Annotated in this window: 13 protein-coding genes; 6 read left to right on the top strand and 7 right to left on the bottom strand. The window is 73.7% G+C overall.

What is annotated here, in order from left to right; all coding sequences use genetic code 11:
* Positions 1 to 35: 35 nt before the first annotated feature.
* The 5 genes from ACZ5HG_RS15890 to ACZ5HG_RS15870 all read right to left on the bottom strand — a co-directional run bounded on the left by ACZ5HG_RS15890 (position 36) and on the right by ACZ5HG_RS15870 (position 6,007).
* On the bottom strand, positions 36 to 665 hold the full coding sequence (locus ACZ5HG_RS15890; protein WP_464178053.1) for a hypothetical protein: 630 nt from the start codon (positions 663 to 665) through the stop codon (positions 36 to 38).
* Positions 662 to 1,582: a carbohydrate ABC transporter permease gene (locus ACZ5HG_RS15885; RefSeq protein WP_464178051.1), complete on the bottom strand. Its 921-nt coding sequence runs from the start codon at positions 1,580 to 1,582 to the stop codon at positions 662 to 664. Before ACZ5HG_RS15885 ends, ACZ5HG_RS15890 begins: the two co-directional genes overlap by 4 nt.
* Positions 1,579 to 2,526: a carbohydrate ABC transporter permease gene (locus tag ACZ5HG_RS15880; protein ID WP_464178048.1), complete on the bottom strand. Its 948-nt coding sequence runs from the start codon at positions 2,524 to 2,526 to the stop codon at positions 1,579 to 1,581. The genes ACZ5HG_RS15885 and ACZ5HG_RS15880 overlap by 4 nt, the downstream gene beginning before the upstream one ends.
* 72 nt (positions 2,527 to 2,598) lie before the next feature.
* Complete coding sequence (locus ACZ5HG_RS15875) at positions 2,599 to 3,897, bottom strand: ABC transporter substrate-binding protein (protein WP_464178046.1); 1,299 nt, start codon at positions 3,895 to 3,897, stop codon at positions 2,599 to 2,601.
* A gap of 193 nt (positions 3,898 to 4,090) precedes the next feature.
* Positions 4,091 to 6,007, bottom strand: coding sequence for a glycoside hydrolase family 2 protein (locus ACZ5HG_RS15870; protein WP_464178044.1), 1,917 nt, complete (start codon positions 6,005 to 6,007; stop codon positions 4,091 to 4,093).
* A 212-nt stretch (positions 6,008 to 6,219) separates the two neighbouring features.
* Between ACZ5HG_RS15870 and ACZ5HG_RS15865 the strand changes: the two genes are divergently transcribed.
* Positions 6,220 to 7,221, top strand: a complete 1,002-nt coding sequence (locus tag ACZ5HG_RS15865) for a LacI family DNA-binding transcriptional regulator (RefSeq protein WP_464178041.1) — start codon at positions 6,220 to 6,222, stop codon at positions 7,219 to 7,221.
* Between the two features lie 96 nt (positions 7,222 to 7,317).
* Here ACZ5HG_RS15865 and ACZ5HG_RS15860 read toward each other — a convergent pair whose 3' ends face one another.
* Positions 7,318 to 8,415, bottom strand: coding sequence for a Gfo/Idh/MocA family protein (locus ACZ5HG_RS15860; RefSeq protein WP_464178039.1), 1,098 nt, complete (start codon positions 8,413 to 8,415; stop codon positions 7,318 to 7,320).
* On the bottom strand, positions 8,412 to 9,500 hold the full coding sequence (locus ACZ5HG_RS15855; protein WP_464178037.1) for a Gfo/Idh/MocA family protein: 1,089 nt from the start codon (positions 9,498 to 9,500) through the stop codon (positions 8,412 to 8,414). The genes ACZ5HG_RS15860 and ACZ5HG_RS15855 overlap by 4 nt, the downstream gene beginning before the upstream one ends.
* Positions 9,501 to 9,599: 99 nt before the next feature.
* Between ACZ5HG_RS15855 and ACZ5HG_RS15850 the strand changes: the two genes are divergently transcribed.
* From ACZ5HG_RS15850 to ACZ5HG_RS15830, 5 genes are all read left to right on the top strand, one after another.
* A complete protein-coding gene (locus ACZ5HG_RS15850; RefSeq protein WP_464178035.1) occupies positions 9,600 to 10,595 on the top strand; it encodes a LacI family DNA-binding transcriptional regulator in 996 nt (331 codons plus the stop codon).
* Positions 10,596 to 10,734: 139 nt separating this feature from the next.
* Complete coding sequence (locus tag ACZ5HG_RS15845; RefSeq protein WP_464178033.1) at positions 10,735 to 12,438, top strand: methyl-accepting chemotaxis protein; 1,704 nt, start codon at positions 10,735 to 10,737, stop codon at positions 12,436 to 12,438.
* A 116-nt stretch (positions 12,439 to 12,554) separates the two neighbouring features.
* Entirely contained in the window at positions 12,555 to 14,153 is a 1,599-nt protein-coding gene (locus ACZ5HG_RS15840) for a methyl-accepting chemotaxis protein (protein WP_464178031.1), read from the top strand.
* A gap of 251 nt (positions 14,154 to 14,404) precedes the next feature.
* Positions 14,405 to 15,517, top strand: a complete 1,113-nt coding sequence (gene chvE, locus ACZ5HG_RS15835; RefSeq protein WP_464178029.1) for a multiple monosaccharide ABC transporter substrate-binding protein — start codon at positions 14,405 to 14,407, stop codon at positions 15,515 to 15,517.
* Position 15,518: 1 nt separating this feature from the next.
* Positions 15,519 to 17,144, top strand: a complete 1,626-nt coding sequence (locus tag ACZ5HG_RS15830) for a methyl-accepting chemotaxis protein (RefSeq protein ID WP_464178027.1) — start codon at positions 15,519 to 15,521, stop codon at positions 17,142 to 17,144.
* The last annotated feature ends 54 nt before the right edge of the window (positions 17,145 to 17,198 follow it).

The following is a 17,198-nucleotide window of genomic DNA, read 5'->3' as shown; positions in this document are numbered from 1 at the left end:
CCGGTGGCGGGGGCCTCGTCGTACGGGCACGCGGATCAGCCGGCGACGGCCTCCGCCCGGGCGGTGCGGCGGCGCTCGGCGGCGAGCAGCGCCACGGCCAGCATCCCCGGGGTGATCACCACCAGCGGCGGCAGCATCCACACCACCACCGCGGACACCCCCACGCCGAGCAGCACGAACACCGAGCCGACCGGGTCGGCCCCGGCCACCCGCGCCCCGGTGCGCACCAGGTCCGCCCACCGTGCCCCCGGGGTCCACAGCGCGGCCGTGCGTGCGGCGACCACCACGACCCCGGCGAGCAGCACGCCGCTGGTCACCGCGACGAGCGCGCCGCCGGGCACCAGCCCGCGCAGCCCCGCCATGACGTCGACGGCCAGCAGCCCGGTCAGCGCCACCACGGCGAGGCCGAGCCACCAGCCGGTGCGGATCGCGTCCCAGCACCGCCGGAGCAGGTCGCCCCAGCCGTCCCGCCCGGCGCGCAGGTGCTCGTCCAGGTGGTGCACCCCGGCGGCCAGCGCAGGCAGGGCGGTGACCAGCGGCAGCGACAGCGCGCACACCACCAGGCCGACGGTGAGCATCTGGCTGAACGGCGCCACCGCTCCGCCGCCGAACCGCCGCAGGTGCTCGGGGGCCACGGTCGAGGTCCGCGCCGCCGGCCGGCTCATCCCTTCAGCCCCTGCGTGGCGACGCCGCCGACCAGGTGCCGCTGGAAGGCGAAGAAGAACAGCATCACCGGCAGCAGCGCGAGCACCGCCATCGCCATCTGCGCGCCGTAGTCGCTGGTGGAGGTCTGGTCCACGTAGGCGCGCAGCGCGATCGGCATCGTGTACATGCTCGGGCTCTTGAGGTAGAGCAGCGGCCCGAAGAAGTCGTTCCACGACCAGATGAACGCGAAGATCGCGCTGGTGACCAGGGCGGGCTGCATCAGCGGCAGCATGATCGAGACGAAGATCCGCGGGTGGCCCGCGCCGTCGATCCGCGCCGCCTCGTCCAGCTCGCCGGGCAGCCCGCGCATGAACTGGATCATCAGGAACACGAAGAACGCGTCGGCGGCGAGGAACTTGCCCAGCAGCAGCGGCCAGTAGGTGTTCACCAGGCCGAGATCGTTGAACACGATGTACTGCGGGATGATCACCACGTGGAACGGCAGCAGCATCGTGCCGATCATGCAGACGAAGAACACGTTGCGGCCGGGGAACTGCACCCGGGCGAAGGCGTAGGCCGTCAGCGAGCAGGACACCAGCACGCCGACCACGCTGGCCACCGCCAGGATCAGCGAGTTGGTGACGAACGTCCAGAACGAGATGCCGCCGATCCCGCCCAGCGCCGTCACGTAGTTGTCCAGCGTGAACGAGCTCGGGATCGGGGACACGGAGCCGACGATCTGGTTCGACGGCTTGAAGGTGGACATCAGCATCCACACCGCCGGGTAGAGGATCACCGCCAGCATGGCGAGCGCCCCGACGTGGAACACCGCCGAGCGCAGGCCCCGGCGGCGGCGCGCGGCGGTGCGCAGGGTCGCCGTGGACGGGGCCGGGGCGTCGGGGGTGCGCGGTCCGCGGACCGTGGTGGACGCGCTCATCGGTTGCCTCCGGAGTAGTGCACCCACGCCTTCGAGGTGCGGAACAGCACGAGCGTGACGAGCCCGACGACCACCACGAGCACCCACGCCATCGCGGAGGCGTAGCCCATCTGGAAGTCCCGGAACCCGCGGAAGTAGAGGTACAGCGTGTAGAAGAGCGTGGAGCGGGCGGGCCCGCCGGTGCCGCCGGAGATGATGAACGCGGAGTTGAAGATCTGGAACGCGTGGATCGTCTCGAGCAGCAGGTTGAAGAACAGCACCGGCGAGAGCATCGGCACGGTGATCCGCCAGAACTTGCGGATCGCGCCGGCGCCGTCCACCTCGGCGGCCTCGTACAGCTCGGCGGGCACCTGCTTGAGCCCGGCCAGGAAGATCACCATCGGGGCGCCGAACTGCCAGACCGTCAGCAGGATCAGCATCGGCATGGTGCGGGTCGGGTCGCCCACCCAGCCGCCCTGCGCGGCGTCGGGACCGCCGAGGGCGTCGGTGATCCGGGCGACCACGCCGTCGTCGATGAAGATCGCCTTCCACACGATCGCGATCGACACGCTGCCGCCGATCAGCGAGGGCAGGTAGTACGCCGAGCGGTAGAACCCCTGGCCGCGGCGCGAGCTGTTCAGCAGCATCGCCACCGCCAGGGCCCCGATCAGCTTCACCGGGGTCCCGACCAGCACGTACAGCAGCGTCACCTTGGCGGCCTGCACGAAGTTCGGGTCGTCCAGCAGGCGCTGGTAGTTCTCCAGCCCGGTCCACTGCGGCGAGGAGAACAGGTCGTAGTCGGTGAACGACAGGTACAGCGACGCGATCATCGGGCCGGCGGTCAGGGCGAAGAACCCGATCAGCCAGGGCGACAGGAACGCGTATCCCGCGCGGGTGTCCGCGCGCTTGGTGCGACGGGCCGCGCGCGCGCGGCCGGGATCCGGCGTCACAGCGGGTGCTGCCATGACCAGACCTCCTCTGCTCGGGGGATGGTGGCCGGGGCGGGCGGTGGGTGCGCGCCCGCCCCGGCGGTGGGGTCAGCCGTTGAGCGCGAGGTCCATCTCGGAGAACAGCGTCGAGGCGAACTCCTCCTCGTCGATCTGGCCGTAGCGCAGCTGCTCGTGCAGCTCGACCCACTTCGCCTCGACCGAGCCGTAGCCGGTGGGCAGCAGCGGGTAGCTGACGGTCACCTGGTCGGCGACGTGCGTCAGGTACGCGTCGATCACCTCGTCGGCCGCGGACTTGTCGACGGCCTCACGGCGGGCGTCGGTGGCGGGGGTGCCCAGCGAGGTGCCGAAGATCGCGGCGACCTCGGGCGAGTTGGCGAGGAAGTCCACCAGGGCCACGGCGGCGTCGGGGTTCTTCGAGTTCTGGGCGACGGTGAGCAGCATGCTCGCCTTCTCCGACAGCACGTGGGAGTCGGCGCCGGGCTCCAGCGGCGGGGTGATCATGCCGAGGTTCTCGGTGCCGGTGTCGGCCATGCCCTGCGTGAGCGTGGTGCTCCAGTTGAACCAGGTCGCGACCTCGCCGGAGCCGAAGCCGCCGACCGGGGCCAGCGCCATCGACCGCTCGATCGGGAAGAACGTGCCGTCCGTGCGCGAGTCGGTGCCGGTCTCGAGGAAGTCGACCACGTCCTGCTCGGTGAAGTCGGGCTGGCCGTCCTCGGTGAAGACCTCGCTGCCGTCCTGCATCAGGTGGTACATGAACGCGGGCAGGCTGCCGGTGAAGTCGTCCGCGCCGTACTGCGCGGGGGAGACCGAGGCGCCGGCGGCGTTGACCTCGGCGGACCAGGTCTGGAAGTCGTCCCAGTCCATGTCCTCGGTGGGGTGGTCGATGCCGAGGCCGTCCAGCAGGTCCTTGTTGTACATCATCGACCAGACGCCGGAGCCGAGCGGGACGCCGACCAGCTGGCCGTCCACCTCGCCCGAGCCGAGCAGGGTGTCGGTGAAGCCGGAGGTGTCCAGCGCGTCGCCCTGGTAGTCGGTGAGGTCGAGGAACAGGCCCTTCTGCGCGTACTGGCCCAGGTAACCGACGTCCATCATGACGACGTCGGGCAGCGCGCGGCCGGCGGCCTCGGTGTTGCGGGCGGTCCAGTAGTCGCTCCACGAGTTGAAGTTCCGGACCACGTCGATGTCCGGGTTCTGCTCCTCGAACAGGCCGATCGCCTCCTCGAACTGGGCGGCGCGCTCCTCGTTGCCCCACCAGGTGAAGGTGATCTCGCCGGAGCCGTCCCCGGACCCGCCGGAGCTGTCGGACCCGCTGCCTCCGCTGCCGCAGGCTGCCATGGCCAGCGCCGTGCCGGCGGCGACCAGGGCCGCGATGGTCTTCCTCGTCATGTCACTCCTCCTTGAGCTCCCGGGTCGTCCGGGCCGTGCGGTGGCCGTCGGCGGGGTTCGCCGGGCCGGGTCGGTGGGGTGCGGCATCGCACCGAGTTCATCGTTGAACCATGGAACGGACGTCCCCGCTGATCCGGGGGCGTGCGGGGAGCCTGCGTGCGTAGTACGACGTTGAACTAGGCGCTCGGTCACGCTAGCACCCGTCCGCGTCGCCGACAACGCCCTCGCGAGTCCCCGCGACGCCCACGGCGGCGGTCCCCTGGATCAGCGCGCGCAGCCGCTCGATCGGCAGCTTGGGCTCGCGCTGCTCGGTGAGCAGGCCGTTGCGCTCCTGCAGGGTGTCGGTGAGCTGGGTCCAGCACCAGCCGGCCAGCCCGCGATCCGTCGCGGAGGACAGCGCCGGCTCCACCGCGGCCAGGATCTCGGCGATCCGGCGGTCGAAGTCGGCCGCGTCGCTCGCCGCCGAGTACCCCCAGGCGTCGCCGGGCTCGGCGTCCGCGGACCACTTCACGCCGCCGAACTCGGTGAGCATGATCGGCTGCCCGTGCTCCGCCGCGCCGTCCAGCCGGATCCGCCGGCCCGCCGGGCCCATGCCCGCCACCCACGCGCGCAGCGTGGCCGCCGGCACGTCGTAGCGTCCGGACAGCACCGCGCCCGCGGACTCGTAGTCGTGGATCGTCCACAGGTCGGAGGTGCCGTGCTCCCAGCCGTCGTTCGAGATCACCGGCCGGGTCGGGTCCAGCGCCTTGGTCAGGTGGTAGAGCGTCTCGGCGAGCGCGCGCTGCTCCGGGCGGTGCGCGATGTGCTGCACGCCCCAGCTCTCGTTCAGCGGGACCCAGGTGACGATGCTCGGGTGCGAGCGGTCCCGCAGCACCGCCTGCGTCCACTCGGTCACCGTGCGGCGCACGGCGGTGTCGGAGAACGTGTAGGTCGCGGCCATCTCGCCCCAGACCAGCAGGCCCAGCCGGTCGGCGTGGAACAGGAAGCGCGGGTCCTCGACCTTCTGGTGCGCCCGCACCGCGTTGAAGCCCAGCTCGGCGATCAGCTCGGCCTCGCGGCGCAGCGCGTCGGCGGAGGGTGCCGCCAGGTGCGAGGAGGGCCAGTAGCCCTGGCTGAGCACCGAGCGCAGCACCACCGGACGGTCGTTCACCAGCAGGTGGCCCTCGGCGGTGCCGACGCTGCGCAGGCCCAGGTAGCTGGCGACCACGTCCCGGGTGGCGCCGGCCACGGCGACCGAGACCCAGGCGTCCAGCAGCACCGGCGCGCCCGGCCGCCACAGCAGGTGCTCGTAGCCCTGCCCGTTGCGCTGGCCCGCCAGCGGCACGGTGACCACCACCTCGCGCTGGTCGCAGTCGCTGTCCACCACCGTGACCGCGGCGCCGCCGAGCGGGCGCCCCTCGTGGGCGACGGTGACCTCGACGGTCGCGGCGACGGCGCGGCTCAGCGTGACCCGCGCGGTGGCGGTGCCGTCGGTGACGTCGCAGGTCCACCACAGGCGCTCGACGTGCACCGGGTCGACCGCCTCCAGCCAGACCGGCTGCCAGATGCCCGTGGTGCGGTGGTACCAGATCGCGTGCGGGGCGTCCTGCCACTCCTGCTTGCCGCGCGGCTGCGCGAGGTCCTGCGGGTCGTCCTGCGCCCGGACCACGACCACGTGCGGCGCGTCGGTGCCGGTGCGCCGCACCACGTCGGTGACGTCCACGGTGAACGGGGTGTGCCCGCCCTCGTGCTCGCCGACCAGCGCGCCGTCCACCCACACCCGCGCGCGGTGGTCGACCGCGCCCAGGTGCAGCTGCAGCCGGCGGCCCGGGGCGTCACCGGCGGCGGCGAGGTCGGCGGGGGTGAGGTCGCGGCGGTACCAGACGACGGGGTGGAAGCCGGTGTCGCCGATCCCGGAGTCCGCGGACTCGGGCGGGAACGGCACGGTGATCGTGCGCGGCAGGGCCCGGCCGTCGTGCCAGCCCTCGGCCTCGCCGACGTCCAGGTCGTCGTGGGCGAAGCCCCAGGGGCCGCTGAGGTCGTGGTAGCGCTCGCGGAGCAGCTGCGGACGCAGGCGCTGCCCGTCCTGCGTGCTCGCCCGCAGGGCGAAGGTCGGGGACCAGTCGGTCATGGGCGCAGTCCTTCGGTGTCGTCGGTCCGCGGGCTCCGGCCGCGCACCGGGTCGTCGTCGATCCGGGCGTCGTGACCCGGCAGGACCGGATCGGTGGTTCAACGTTGAACGCTAGCAGCATGCACGGCATAGTTCGACGTTGAGCGGTGCCGGACGACGGGGCCGCTAGCATCGGACGATCGCGTCGGGGACAGGCGCGGGAGGAGGCTGCCGTGGCCGGCACGCGCGTCACGCTGGCGGACATCGCCGCGCAGGTCGGGGTGAGCAGCAAGACGGTGTCGAACGTGGTCAACGGCACCGGGTGGGTCGGCGCCGAGGTGCGCGCCCGGGTCGAGGCCGCGATCGAGGAGCTCGGCTACCGCCCCAACCTCGCCGCCCGCCACCTGCGCAGCGGGACCAGCGGGGTGCTGGCGCTGGTGCTGCCCTCGCTCGCCGAGCCGTACTTCGCCGAGCTGGCCGCCGTCTTCGTGGACGCCGCGCAGGCCCGCGGTCTCACCGTGCTCGTCGCGCAGACCGGCGGCCGCCGCGAGATCGAGATCGACATGCTCGAGGGCGTCCGGCTGCCTGCGCTGGACGGCCTGATCCTCAGCCCGCTCGCGCTCACCCGCGCCGACCTGGACGCCCGGCGCAGCCGCTCCGCGCTGGTGCTGCTCGGCGAGCACGGCGAGGCCCTGGCCGGCGACGACGTGCACCACGTCGGCGTGGACAACGTCGGCGCGGCAGCCGCGGCCACCCGCGCGCTGCTGGACCGCGGGCACCGCCGGATCGCCGCGATCGGCGTGCAGGACGAGGGCGCCCAGGACGACACCTCGCGGCTGCGGTACGCCGGCTACCGGCGGGCGCTCGACGAGGCGGGCATCCCGGTCGACCCGGCGCTGCTCGGGCACGTCGGCGACTTCAACCGCGCCGAGGGATCGGTGGCCGCCGAGCGGCTGCTGGACGCCGGGGCCGCCCCCGACGCGCTGCTCTGCTTCAGCGACTCGCTCGCCCTCGGCGCGCTGTACACGCTGGGGGTGCGCGGGGTGCGGGTGCCGGAGGACGTCGAGGTGATGGGCTTCGACGACATCGCCGAGGGGCGGTTCTCGGTGCCGGCGTTCTCCACCGTCGACCCCGGGCGATCCGGCGTGGCGGAGCGGGCGCTGGACCTGCTGACCGGGGTGGACCGCTCGGCGCCGGGGCACCACGCGGTGCCGTTCTCGGTCATCCTGCGCTGACCCCCCGCGCGCGGCCGGGCGGGCGCGCGCGGCCGGCCGCGGCCACCGGCGGTGCGATCCCGCCCGGCCTCGCGCCGCCCCGGCCTCGCCCGCGCCTCACCCCGCCAGGTCGACCGCCGTCCCGGTGCGCGCCGCGCGGTACACCGCGTCCACCAGCGCCAGCGCGCGCAGCCCTTCCGGCCCGCCGACCTCCGGCGCCCGCCCCTCCCGGACCGCCGCGACCACGTCCGCCAGCTGCTCCGTGTGCGCGCGGCCCCACTCGGCCACCACCTGCGCCGCCACCGGGGCGACCGCCGTGCTGCCCGCCCCGGCGACCCGCAGCGCGTCGGCCGTCGGCGCCGTCGGCGCGACGACAGAGCCCCCGCCGCCCCCGTCCGCCCGCTCGTCCAGCACCACCGCGTCCCCCTCGATCACCAGCACCCCGCCGTCGCCGTGCAGCGCGAGCCGTGCCGGGCGTCCGGGGTTCACCGCCGTCGAGGCCGCCAGCGTGCCGATCGCCCCGTCGGCGAAGGTGAGCGTCGCGACCACCACGTCCTCCACCTCGATCGTGTGCGCCAGGGTGGCCGCCACCGCCTGCACCCGGACCACCGGCCCGGCGAGCGCGAGCATCAGGTCGACGGTGTGGATCGCCTGATTGATCAGCGCCCCGCCGCCGTCCCCGGCCCGGGTGCCGCGCCAGGCGTCGGCGTCGTAGTACCCCTGCGGGCGCCACCACGGCACCGACACCTCGACCAGCGTGGTGCGGCCGAGCCCGCCGGCGGCGACCACCGTGGCGGCGGCCCGGGTGGCGGGGTCGAAGCGGTGCTGGCTGATCACGGCGAGGGTCAGGCCGGTGCGGTCGGCGGCGTCCTGGAGCCGGCGGGCCTGCGCGAGGTCGGCGTCCATCGGCTTCTCGACCACCACGTGCTTGCCGGCCTCCAGCGCGGCGATGCCGAGGTCGGCGTGCGTGCCGCTGGGGGTGCAGATGGTCACCGCGTCGATCTCGGGGTCGGCGAGCACCTGCGCCCAGGTGAGCGCGCGGGCGCCGTGCTCGGCGGCGAAGGCGGCGGCGCGCTCCGGCACGACGTCCTGCACGGCGACCAGCGCGGCGTCGCCGGGGCCGTGAGCCGCGAGCCGGGCCAGCGCCTCGGCATGGGTCCGCCCGATGTTGCCGCAGCCCACCAGCGCGAACCGCAGCGGCGTGCCGGCGCTCACCGGTCACGCCCGGTCAGCTCGCGGGCGGCGAGCTGAGCCCGCACGGCCAGCTCGGCGGCCGTGAGCGCGTGCTCCTGGCCCATGGCGGTCTCGGTGCGGTCCAGCACGTCGCGGGCCAGCTGCCCGAAGAACGGGTACCCGACGCTGCCGTCGGCACGCAGGTGCCGCTCGCCCTCGCCGTCCACCACGAACAGGTGCCCGCCGGCGGCCTCGCGGCCGACGTCGACGTACTTGCGCAGCTCGATGTACCCCTCGGTGCCGAGCAGGAAGGTCCGGCCGTCGCCCCAGGTGCTCAGGCCGTCCGGCGTCAGCCAGTCCACCCGCACGTAGCCGGTGGCGCCGGAGTCGGTCACCACGTGGGCGTCGCCGAAGTCGTCCAGGCCGGGGAGCGCCGGGTGGTGGTAGTTGCCGATCGTGGAGCCGATGATCTCGGCGTCGGTGGAGCCGGTGAAGTGCAGGATCTGCTCGAAGTTGTGGCTGCCGATGTCGCAGAGGATCCCGCCGTAGCGGTTCTTGTCGAAGAACCAGTCGGGGCGGGTGCGCGGGTCGCCGACCCGGTGCGGGCCCATCGACAGCACCTGCACCACCCGGCCGATCGTGCCGCGGTCCACCAGCTGACCGGCGAGCACCGCCGCCTCGACGTGGATCCGCTCGGAGTAGTAGACGGCGTACTTCCGGCCGGTCCGGGCGACGGCGGCGCGCACGTCGGCGACCTGCGCCAGCGTGGTCAGCGGGGACTTGTCGGTGAAGTAGTCCTTGCCGGCGTCCATCACCCGGATTCCGAAGGGCGCGCGCTGGTCGGGCACCGCGGCCGCCGCCACCAGCCGCACCGCGGGGTCGGCCAGGATCTCGTCCTCGCTGCGGGCGACCCTCGCCTGCGGGAAGCGGGCGCAGAACTCGGCGACCTTCTGCGGGTCGCGGTCGTGCACCCAGCCCAGGGTGGCGCCGGCGCCGATCAACCCCTCGCACATGCCGTAGACGTGCCCGTGGTCCAGGCGGGCGGCGGCGAACACCAGCTCGCCGGGCGCGACGACGGGGCGGGGGATCGGGTCGGGGGCGAAGGCGGCGCCCTCGGACTTCTTCATGCCATGGCTCCTGGGTCGGACGGATCGTCGGTGATACGTATCACCCATGATCAGCCCGCCTCCCCGCAGCGTCAAGGGCAGGCCGCTAGGTTGGTCGCCATGACCGCCCGCCCGACCAGCCGCGACGTGGCCCGTGCCGCCGGGGTCTCCCAGGCGACCGTGTCCTACGCGCTGTCGGGCAGCCCGAAGATCACCGACGCCACCCGGGCCCGCGTGCTGGCCGCCGCCGCCGACCTCGGCTACCGGCCCAACCTCGCGGCGCGCTCGATGCGCACCGGTCGCACCGGCCGGCTGGCGATCCTGGTGCCGACCCCGGGCGACGCCCCCGGCGGGCTGCTGGCCGCTGCCGGCGCGGTGGCCGACGCCGCCGGTCGCACGCTGGAGATCCGCACCGTGCCCGCCGACCCGGCCGCCCGCGCCGCCGTGCTGGCCGAGGTGCTGGGTGCGGGCGCCTTCGAGGGCGTGCTGACCTTCCTGCCCCTGCCCGCGGGCGCCGCCGAGGCCCCGGGCGCGCCGGTGGTCGTCGCCGTGCACGACGCCTTCGACGAGCGGCTGCGCGTCACCGGTGATCTGCTCGGCGCCGAGCCGGTGCGCGAGATCGTCACCACCCTGGCCGCGCGCGGCCACCGTCGCTTCCTGCACCTCGCGGGCGACCTGGGCTTCCACTCCGCGCGCACCCGTCGCGACGCCTACCTCGCCACCGTCGCCGACCTCGGGGTCGAGGACCTGGGCGTGCACGTCTGCGGCTGGTCCGGCGAGCACGCCGTGGCCGCGGTGCGCGATCTGCCCGCCGACCTGCCGCCGGTGGTGGTGGTCGCCGCCAACGACCTGGTCGCCACCGCCGCCGTGCGCGCCTGCCTGGACCGGGGCTGGCGGGTGCCGCAGGACGTCGCGGTCACCGGCTGGGACGACGCCCCGACGGTCGCGTTCCAGCGCCCCTCGCTCACCACCGTGCGGGTGGACTTCGCCGCCCTCGGCGACTGGGCGATGCGCACCCTGGTCGCCCGGGTGCGCGGCGAGGCCGACCCGGAGCCGCTGGCCGGCGTGCAGCGGGTGGTCTGGCGCGAGTCGACCGGGCAGGTCCCTCCCCGCTGAGCCCGAGGTCCCGGGTGATCCGGTTCAGCCCTCGGTCCGCTCCGCTTCCACCTCGTCTCACCCGACCAACCGGCTCAGCACCGGGTGCACGTGGCCGATCTGGGTGCGCAGCAGGGGATACGAGGGAAGGACCACGCGCATGGGCGCCACGACGACGTCGGCATCGAGCCGGATGCTCACCACCGTCCCGACCCCGCGGGGCGCGGCCCCCGGGTCGGCCCCGGGAGAGGCGCGGCGCGGACGGGGCGGCACCGCCTGGTTCCGCGACCGCGGGGTCCGCACCAAGATCCTGCTGCTGCTCGCGCTGCTCGGCGTGGTGATCGCCGCGACGGGCACCTACGCCGCGCTGTCGCTGCGCGACCTCGCCGAGCGCACCGCCCAGGTCGAGACCGTCAGCCGCGACGTGTCCGCGCCGCTGGCCGTGGTGCACCAGGAGGAGATCAAGGCGCGGATGCTCATCGCGCAGGCGGGTGCCTCGGCCACCGACGACCCGGCCGCCCAGCAGGAGTTCCTGGACAAGATGGCCGCCACCGACCAGGACCTCGAGACCGCCGCCGCGGCGTTCGAGGCCGGGCTGGGCGCCGAGCAGATCCAGTCGTGGGCGGACTTCCGCGCCGCCTGGGACGCCTGGACGCAGATCCGCGACGACCAGCTCGTGCCGGCGGCCTTCGACTCGGACGAGGCGCTGTTCGGTCAGGTCAGCGACGAGGTCTCCCAGCCGGTGATCGACCAGATGGTGACCGCGCTGGAGGACGTCGAGGCGCAGGTGGCCGCGTACGTGGACTCGGTGTCGAACGCCGCGCAGGCCGCGGCGTCCCGCGCCTCCTGGGTGCTCGTGCTGGTGCTGGTGGCCGGTCTGGCCCTGGTGTCGGCGGTCGGCCTGGTGATCGCCGGGATGATCCGCAAGCAGGTGGTCGAGGTGCAGCGCTCCGTGGAGGCGATGGCCGACGGCGACCTCACCGTCGCGCCGCAGGTCGACAGCCACGACGAGCTCGGGCGGATGTCCCGGGCGCTCACCCGCGCGCAGGAGAACCTCCGCGGGACGATCGCCGGCGTCGCGGAGACCGCGCAGACCGTGGCGGCCGCCGCCGAGGAGCTGTCCGCGGCGTCCTCGCAGGTGGTGGCCGGTTCGGACGAGACGTCCGCGCAGGCCGGTGTGGTCGCGGCCGCGGCCGAGCAGGTGTCGCGCAACGTGCAGACCGTCGCCGCGGGTGCCGAGCAGATGGGCGCCTCGATCCGGGAGATCGCGCAGAACTCCTCGCAGGCCGCCAAGGTCGCCGGTCAGGCCACCGAGGTCGCCGCCAGCACCAACGACCAGGTCGCCCGGCTCGGCACCTCCTCGCAGGAGATCGGCGCGGTGGTCAAGGCGATCACCGCCATCGCGGAGCAGACGAACCTGCTCGCGCTCAACGCCACGATCGAGGCCGCCCGCGCCGGTGAGGCGGGCAAGGGGTTCGCGGTGGTCGCCGGTGAGGTCAAGGAGCTCGCGCAGGAGACCGCCAAGGCCACCGAGGACATCGCCCGCCGCGTGGAGGCCATCCAGGCGGACACCGTCGGCGCGGTCGGGGCGATCGGTGAGATCGGCACGATCATCGCCAGCATCAACGACTACCAGCTGACCATCGCCAGCGCGGTCGAGGAGCAGACGGCCACCACCAACGAGATGTCCCGCTCCGTCGCCGAGGCCGCCACCGGCTCCGGCGAGATCGCCGGGAACATCACCGGAGTGGCCTCCGCCGCCGCCGAGTCGGCGCAGACCCTCAACCAGATGAGCGGCGCCATCGCCGAGCTCGCCCGGCTGTCCGAGGACCTGCGCGGCCGGGTGTCGCGCTTCCGGTACTGAGCGCGCGCCCCGGTCGCACCCGCGACCGGGGCGCCATTTCCTCCCAGATGGCGCTTTCCCGCCGATAGGCGGGGACGAACGTCCTACGTCATGCAGGTCAAGCAGAAAGAGCACCGATGAGCGCGCAGCAGCCCTCCCGGCGGATCTGGGCCGACCGCCCGGTCCTGGTCAAGATCCTCACGGCCGTCTCGGTCATGGCCCTGACCACGGTGGTCGTCGCCGTGGTCGCGGTGGCCTCGTTGCAGAACCTGCGCCACGAGTCGGAGGCGATGTACGCGGACAACGTCCAGCCGTTGCAGACGCTGGCCGAGATCCAGCGCTCCTACCAGGGCGACCGTGCCCGGGTGATCCAGTACGGCATCGCCGACGCCGAGACCCGGGCCACGCTGCGGGACGAGCTGACCACCCGGCGCGGCGACCTGGACGCGCTGGTCGCCGAGTACCGCGACGGCGCCGTGGACCAGGGTGCGGTGGACGACGTGGTCGCAGCCTTCGACGCGTACTACTCCGCCGCCGAGGACGACCTGTTCCCGCTGGCCGACTCCGGGGACGACGACGCCTTCGCCGCGTACTTCGACGGCACGGTCCGCCCGCTGACCACCGCCGTGATGGACGCGCTCCAGGTCGAGACCGACGCGCAGGGCGAGCAGGCGGCGGATCGTGCCGCCTCGATCGACTCCAGCGCGGACCGCTCGGTGCTGATCGTGATCGTCGTCGCGCTGATCGGCGCGATCGGGGCGACCGCCGTGGCCTATGTCGTCGCGACGACGCTGGTGCGCCGCCTGCGCAAGGTCTCGCACTCGCTGGCGGCGGCCGGTGACGGCGACCTGACCGTGCCGGCGGACGTGGACGGCCGGGACGAGGTGGGCCGCCTGGCGCAGGACCTGGAGCGCACGCAGCAGAACCTGCGCGCCCTGGTGTCCGGCGTGGTGGAGACCGCGCAGACCGTCGCGGCGGCCGCCGAGGAGCTGTCCGCCGCCTCCTCGCAGGTGGTCGCGGGCTCCGACGAGACCAGCGCGCAGGCCGGCGTGGTCGCCGCGGCTGCCGAGCAGGTCTCGCGCAACGTGCAGACCGTCGCCGCCGGTGCCGAGCAGATGGGCGCCAGCATCCGGGAGATCGCGCAGAACTCCTCGCAGGCCGCCAAGGTCGCCGGTCAGGCCACCGAGGTCGCGGCGTCCACCAACGACCAGGTGGAGCGTCTGGGCGCGTCCTCGCAGGAGATCGGCAACGTCGTCAAGGTCATCACGTCGATCGCGGAGCAGACCAACCTGCTGGCCCTCAACGCCACGATCGAGGCCGCCCGGGCGGGGGAGGCCGGCAAGGGCTTCGCCGTCGTCGCGGGGGAGGTCAAGGAGCTGGCGCAGGAGACCGCCAAGGCCACCGAGGACATCGCGCGTCGGGTGGAGGCGATCCAGGAGGACACCACCGCCGCCGTCACCGCCATCGGCGAGATCTCGCACATCATCGCGTCGATCAACGACTACCAGCTGACGATCGCCTCGGCGGTGGAGGAGCAGACCGCCACCACGACGGAGATGTCGCGCTCGGTGGCCGAGGCGGCGACCGGCTCCGGGGAGATCGCGGTCAACATCACCGGCGTCGCCTCGGCGGCCTCGTCCTCCTCGCAGACGCTGGGCCAGATGGGCGATTCGATCTCCGAGCTGGCCCGGCTGTCGGAGAACCTGCGCGGCCGCGTCTCGCAGTTCACCTACTGACCCCCCGGCGTCCACGGGAGGCGCCCGGGGCCCTGACCAGGACGAACGTCCCCGTCCGCCCCAGAACGGGCAGAACCACCCAGAACACGTCCGACCTCGACGCCCCCGTCGCCCCTCCACCGAGGGGTGACGGGGGCGTCCTGGTGCCACGGGAGAACGCTCACATCGCCGTGACCACGTCCGATCCAGGGAGCATCGGCGGCTCACAGGGAGCAGGGGACGGCCGCCGGACCGAGACGAAGGAGTCGCAGATGAGGCACGGGAACCGTACCCGTGGTCCCGCCGCGCTCGCCGCCCTGGTGCTGCTGGCCGTCGGCCCGCTCAGCGCCTGCGGGAGCAGCGGGGACACCGCGCAGGACCGCCCCCTGGTGGGGGTGGCGATGCCCACCACCACGTCCGAGCGCTGGATCGCCGACGGCGAGAACGTGCAGGCGCAGCTCGAGGCGCTGGGCTACGACGTCGACCTCCAGTACGCGGAGAACGACGTGCCCACCCAGGTCGCCCAGATCGAGGACATGATCGCCGAGGGGGCCGACGCCCTCGTGATCGGGTCGATCGACGGGGTGGCCCTCAAGGACGTGCTCGCGGAGGCCTCCGACGCCGGGATCGCCCTGATCGCCTACGACCGGCTGATCCGCGAGTCCCCGGACGTCGACTACTACGCCACCTTCGACAACGCCCGGGTCGGCGTGCTCCAGGCGACCACCCTGCTCCAGGGCCTCGGCGTGCTGGACGCGGGCGGCGAGCCCACCGGCGACGTCGGCCCGTACGCGATCGAGCTGTTCGCCGGGTCCCCGGACGACAACAACGCCACCGTGTTCTACGACGGCGCGATGCAGGTGCTCCGGCCCTACCTCGACTCCGGGGTGCTGACCGTGGCCTCCGGCCAGACCGACTTCGCCACCATCGCCACCGACGCGTGGGACCCGAAGAACGCCACCGCCCGGATGCAGACGCTGCTGCCGCTCTACGCCGACCAGCGCCTCGACGGGGTGCTCTCGCCCTACGACGGCATCTCGATCGCCGTGCTCGACGCGGTGAAGACGATCGGCTACGGCACCGCCGACCAGCCGCTGCCGGTGGTGACCGGGCAGGACGCCGAGCTCGCCTCCGCGCAGTCGATCGCCGGCGGCGAGCAGTACGCCACGATCTACAAGGACACCCGGCAGCTCGCCGAGGTGACGGTCTCCATGGTGCGCGCCCTGCTGGAGGGCGCCGAGCCGGAGACCAACGACACCCGCACCTACGACAACGGGGTCAAGGTCGTGGCCTCCTACCTGCTCGCCCCGCAGGTCGTCACGGCGCAGAACTACCAGCAGGTGCTGGTCGACGGCGGGTACTACACCGCAGAGGAGCTGGGCTGAGATGAGCGCCACCACCGTCACCCCCGCCCGTCGCCGCGGCGGCGCGTCCTGGTTCTGGGACCGCCCGGTCGCGCTGAAGATCGCGGTGTCCCTGCTCGTGATGGGCGGCACCTTCGCCCTGGTCGGCGGGGTCGGCGCGGTCGCGCTGTGGCGCGCCGGGCAGAACCTGGAGCAGATGTCCGGGCTCACCGGCGACCTGCAGTCCGCGATGTCCGAGCTGCGCACCGCGCAGACCCGCAGCCACCTGCTGGTGCACCGCGCCGCCGAGGCCACCGACGAGTCCGTGCGCGCCCAGCTGCTCGAGTCCTCGGCGTGGAACGACCGGGACGTCGCCGCGCAGATCGAGGCGATCTCGGACTACCCGCAGTCGCAGACCCGCCAGTGGGCGGACTTCCAGGACCGCTGGGACGCCTGGACCTCCTACCGGGACGCGACGCTGATGCCGCTGGTCGAGGCCGGGGACACCGCAGGACTGACCACCGCGCTCGCCGCCGACGCCTCCGCCGACCCGGAGTGGGCCGGCCGCGCGCTGGCCCTCGCCCAGGGCCAGGTGGACGCGCAGGTCGACCAGATCCTCGCCGACGGCCGGGCCGAGGTCGACCGGACGATCATGGTGCTGCTGGTGGCCTTCGTGGTCGGCGCCGGTCTGTCCGGGGCGCTCGCGGTGCTGGTCACCCGGCGGATCACCGGGGCGGTGCGTACCGTGCAGGGCGCGCTGGAGGCGATGGCCGAGGGCGATCTCACCGTCCCCGCCGAGGTGCCGTGGCAGGACGAGACCGGGCGGATGGCCCACGCGCTCGCCACCGCGCAGGGCTCGCTGCGCACCACCCTCGCCGGGGTCGTGCAGGCGGCCGGCTCGGTGGAGCGCACCGCCGAGCGGCTCACCACCTCCAACGGCGACGTGGTCAGCGGCTCGCAGGAGACCTCCGCGCAGGCCGGGGTGGTCGCGGCGGCGGCCGAGCAGGTGTCCCGCAACGTGCAGGCGGCGGCGGCCGGTGCCGAGCAGATGGGTGCCAGCATCCGGGAGATCGCGCAGAACGCCTCGCAGGCCGCCAAGGTCGCCGGGGCGGCCACCGAGGTCGCGACCGCCACCAACGCGCAGGTCGCCCGCCTGGGCGCGTCCTCGCAGGAGATCGGCAACGTGGTCAAGGTGATCACCTCGATCGCGGAGCAGACGAACCTGCTGGCGCTGAACGCCACGATCGAGGCGGCGCGCGCCGGTGAGGCGGGCAAGGGCTTCGCCGTCGTGGCCGGCGAGGTGAAGGAGCTCGCCCAGGAGACGGCGAAGGCGACCGAGGACATCGCCCGCCGGGTGGAGGCGATCCAGGCGGACACCAGCGCGGCGGTGGTCGCGATCGGGGAGATCGGCACGATCATCGCCTCGATCAACGACTACCAGCTGACGATCGCGAGCGCCGTGGAGGAGCAGACCGCCACCACGAACGAGATGTCGCGCTCGGTCGCCGAGGCGGCCACCGGATCGGGTGAGATCGCCGCGAACATCACCGGGGTCGCGGGCTCCGCGGCCCACGCGGTGACCGTGCTCGGCGAGGTGTCCTCGCAGGTCGCGGACCTGACGAGCCTCTCCGCCGACCTGCACGCCCGGGTCGAGCGTTTCACCTACTGACAGCGCTCTCCCGAGGGCCTGCGGGCCTCAGGAACCGGCCGCACCGACCGATGG

The sequence above is a fragment of the Cellulomonas sp. GTC20042 genome (genome assembly GCF_055389595.1).
The sequence above is the reverse complement of the archived record's forward strand: the minus strand, read 5'-3'. Positions and strand labels throughout refer to the sequence as shown.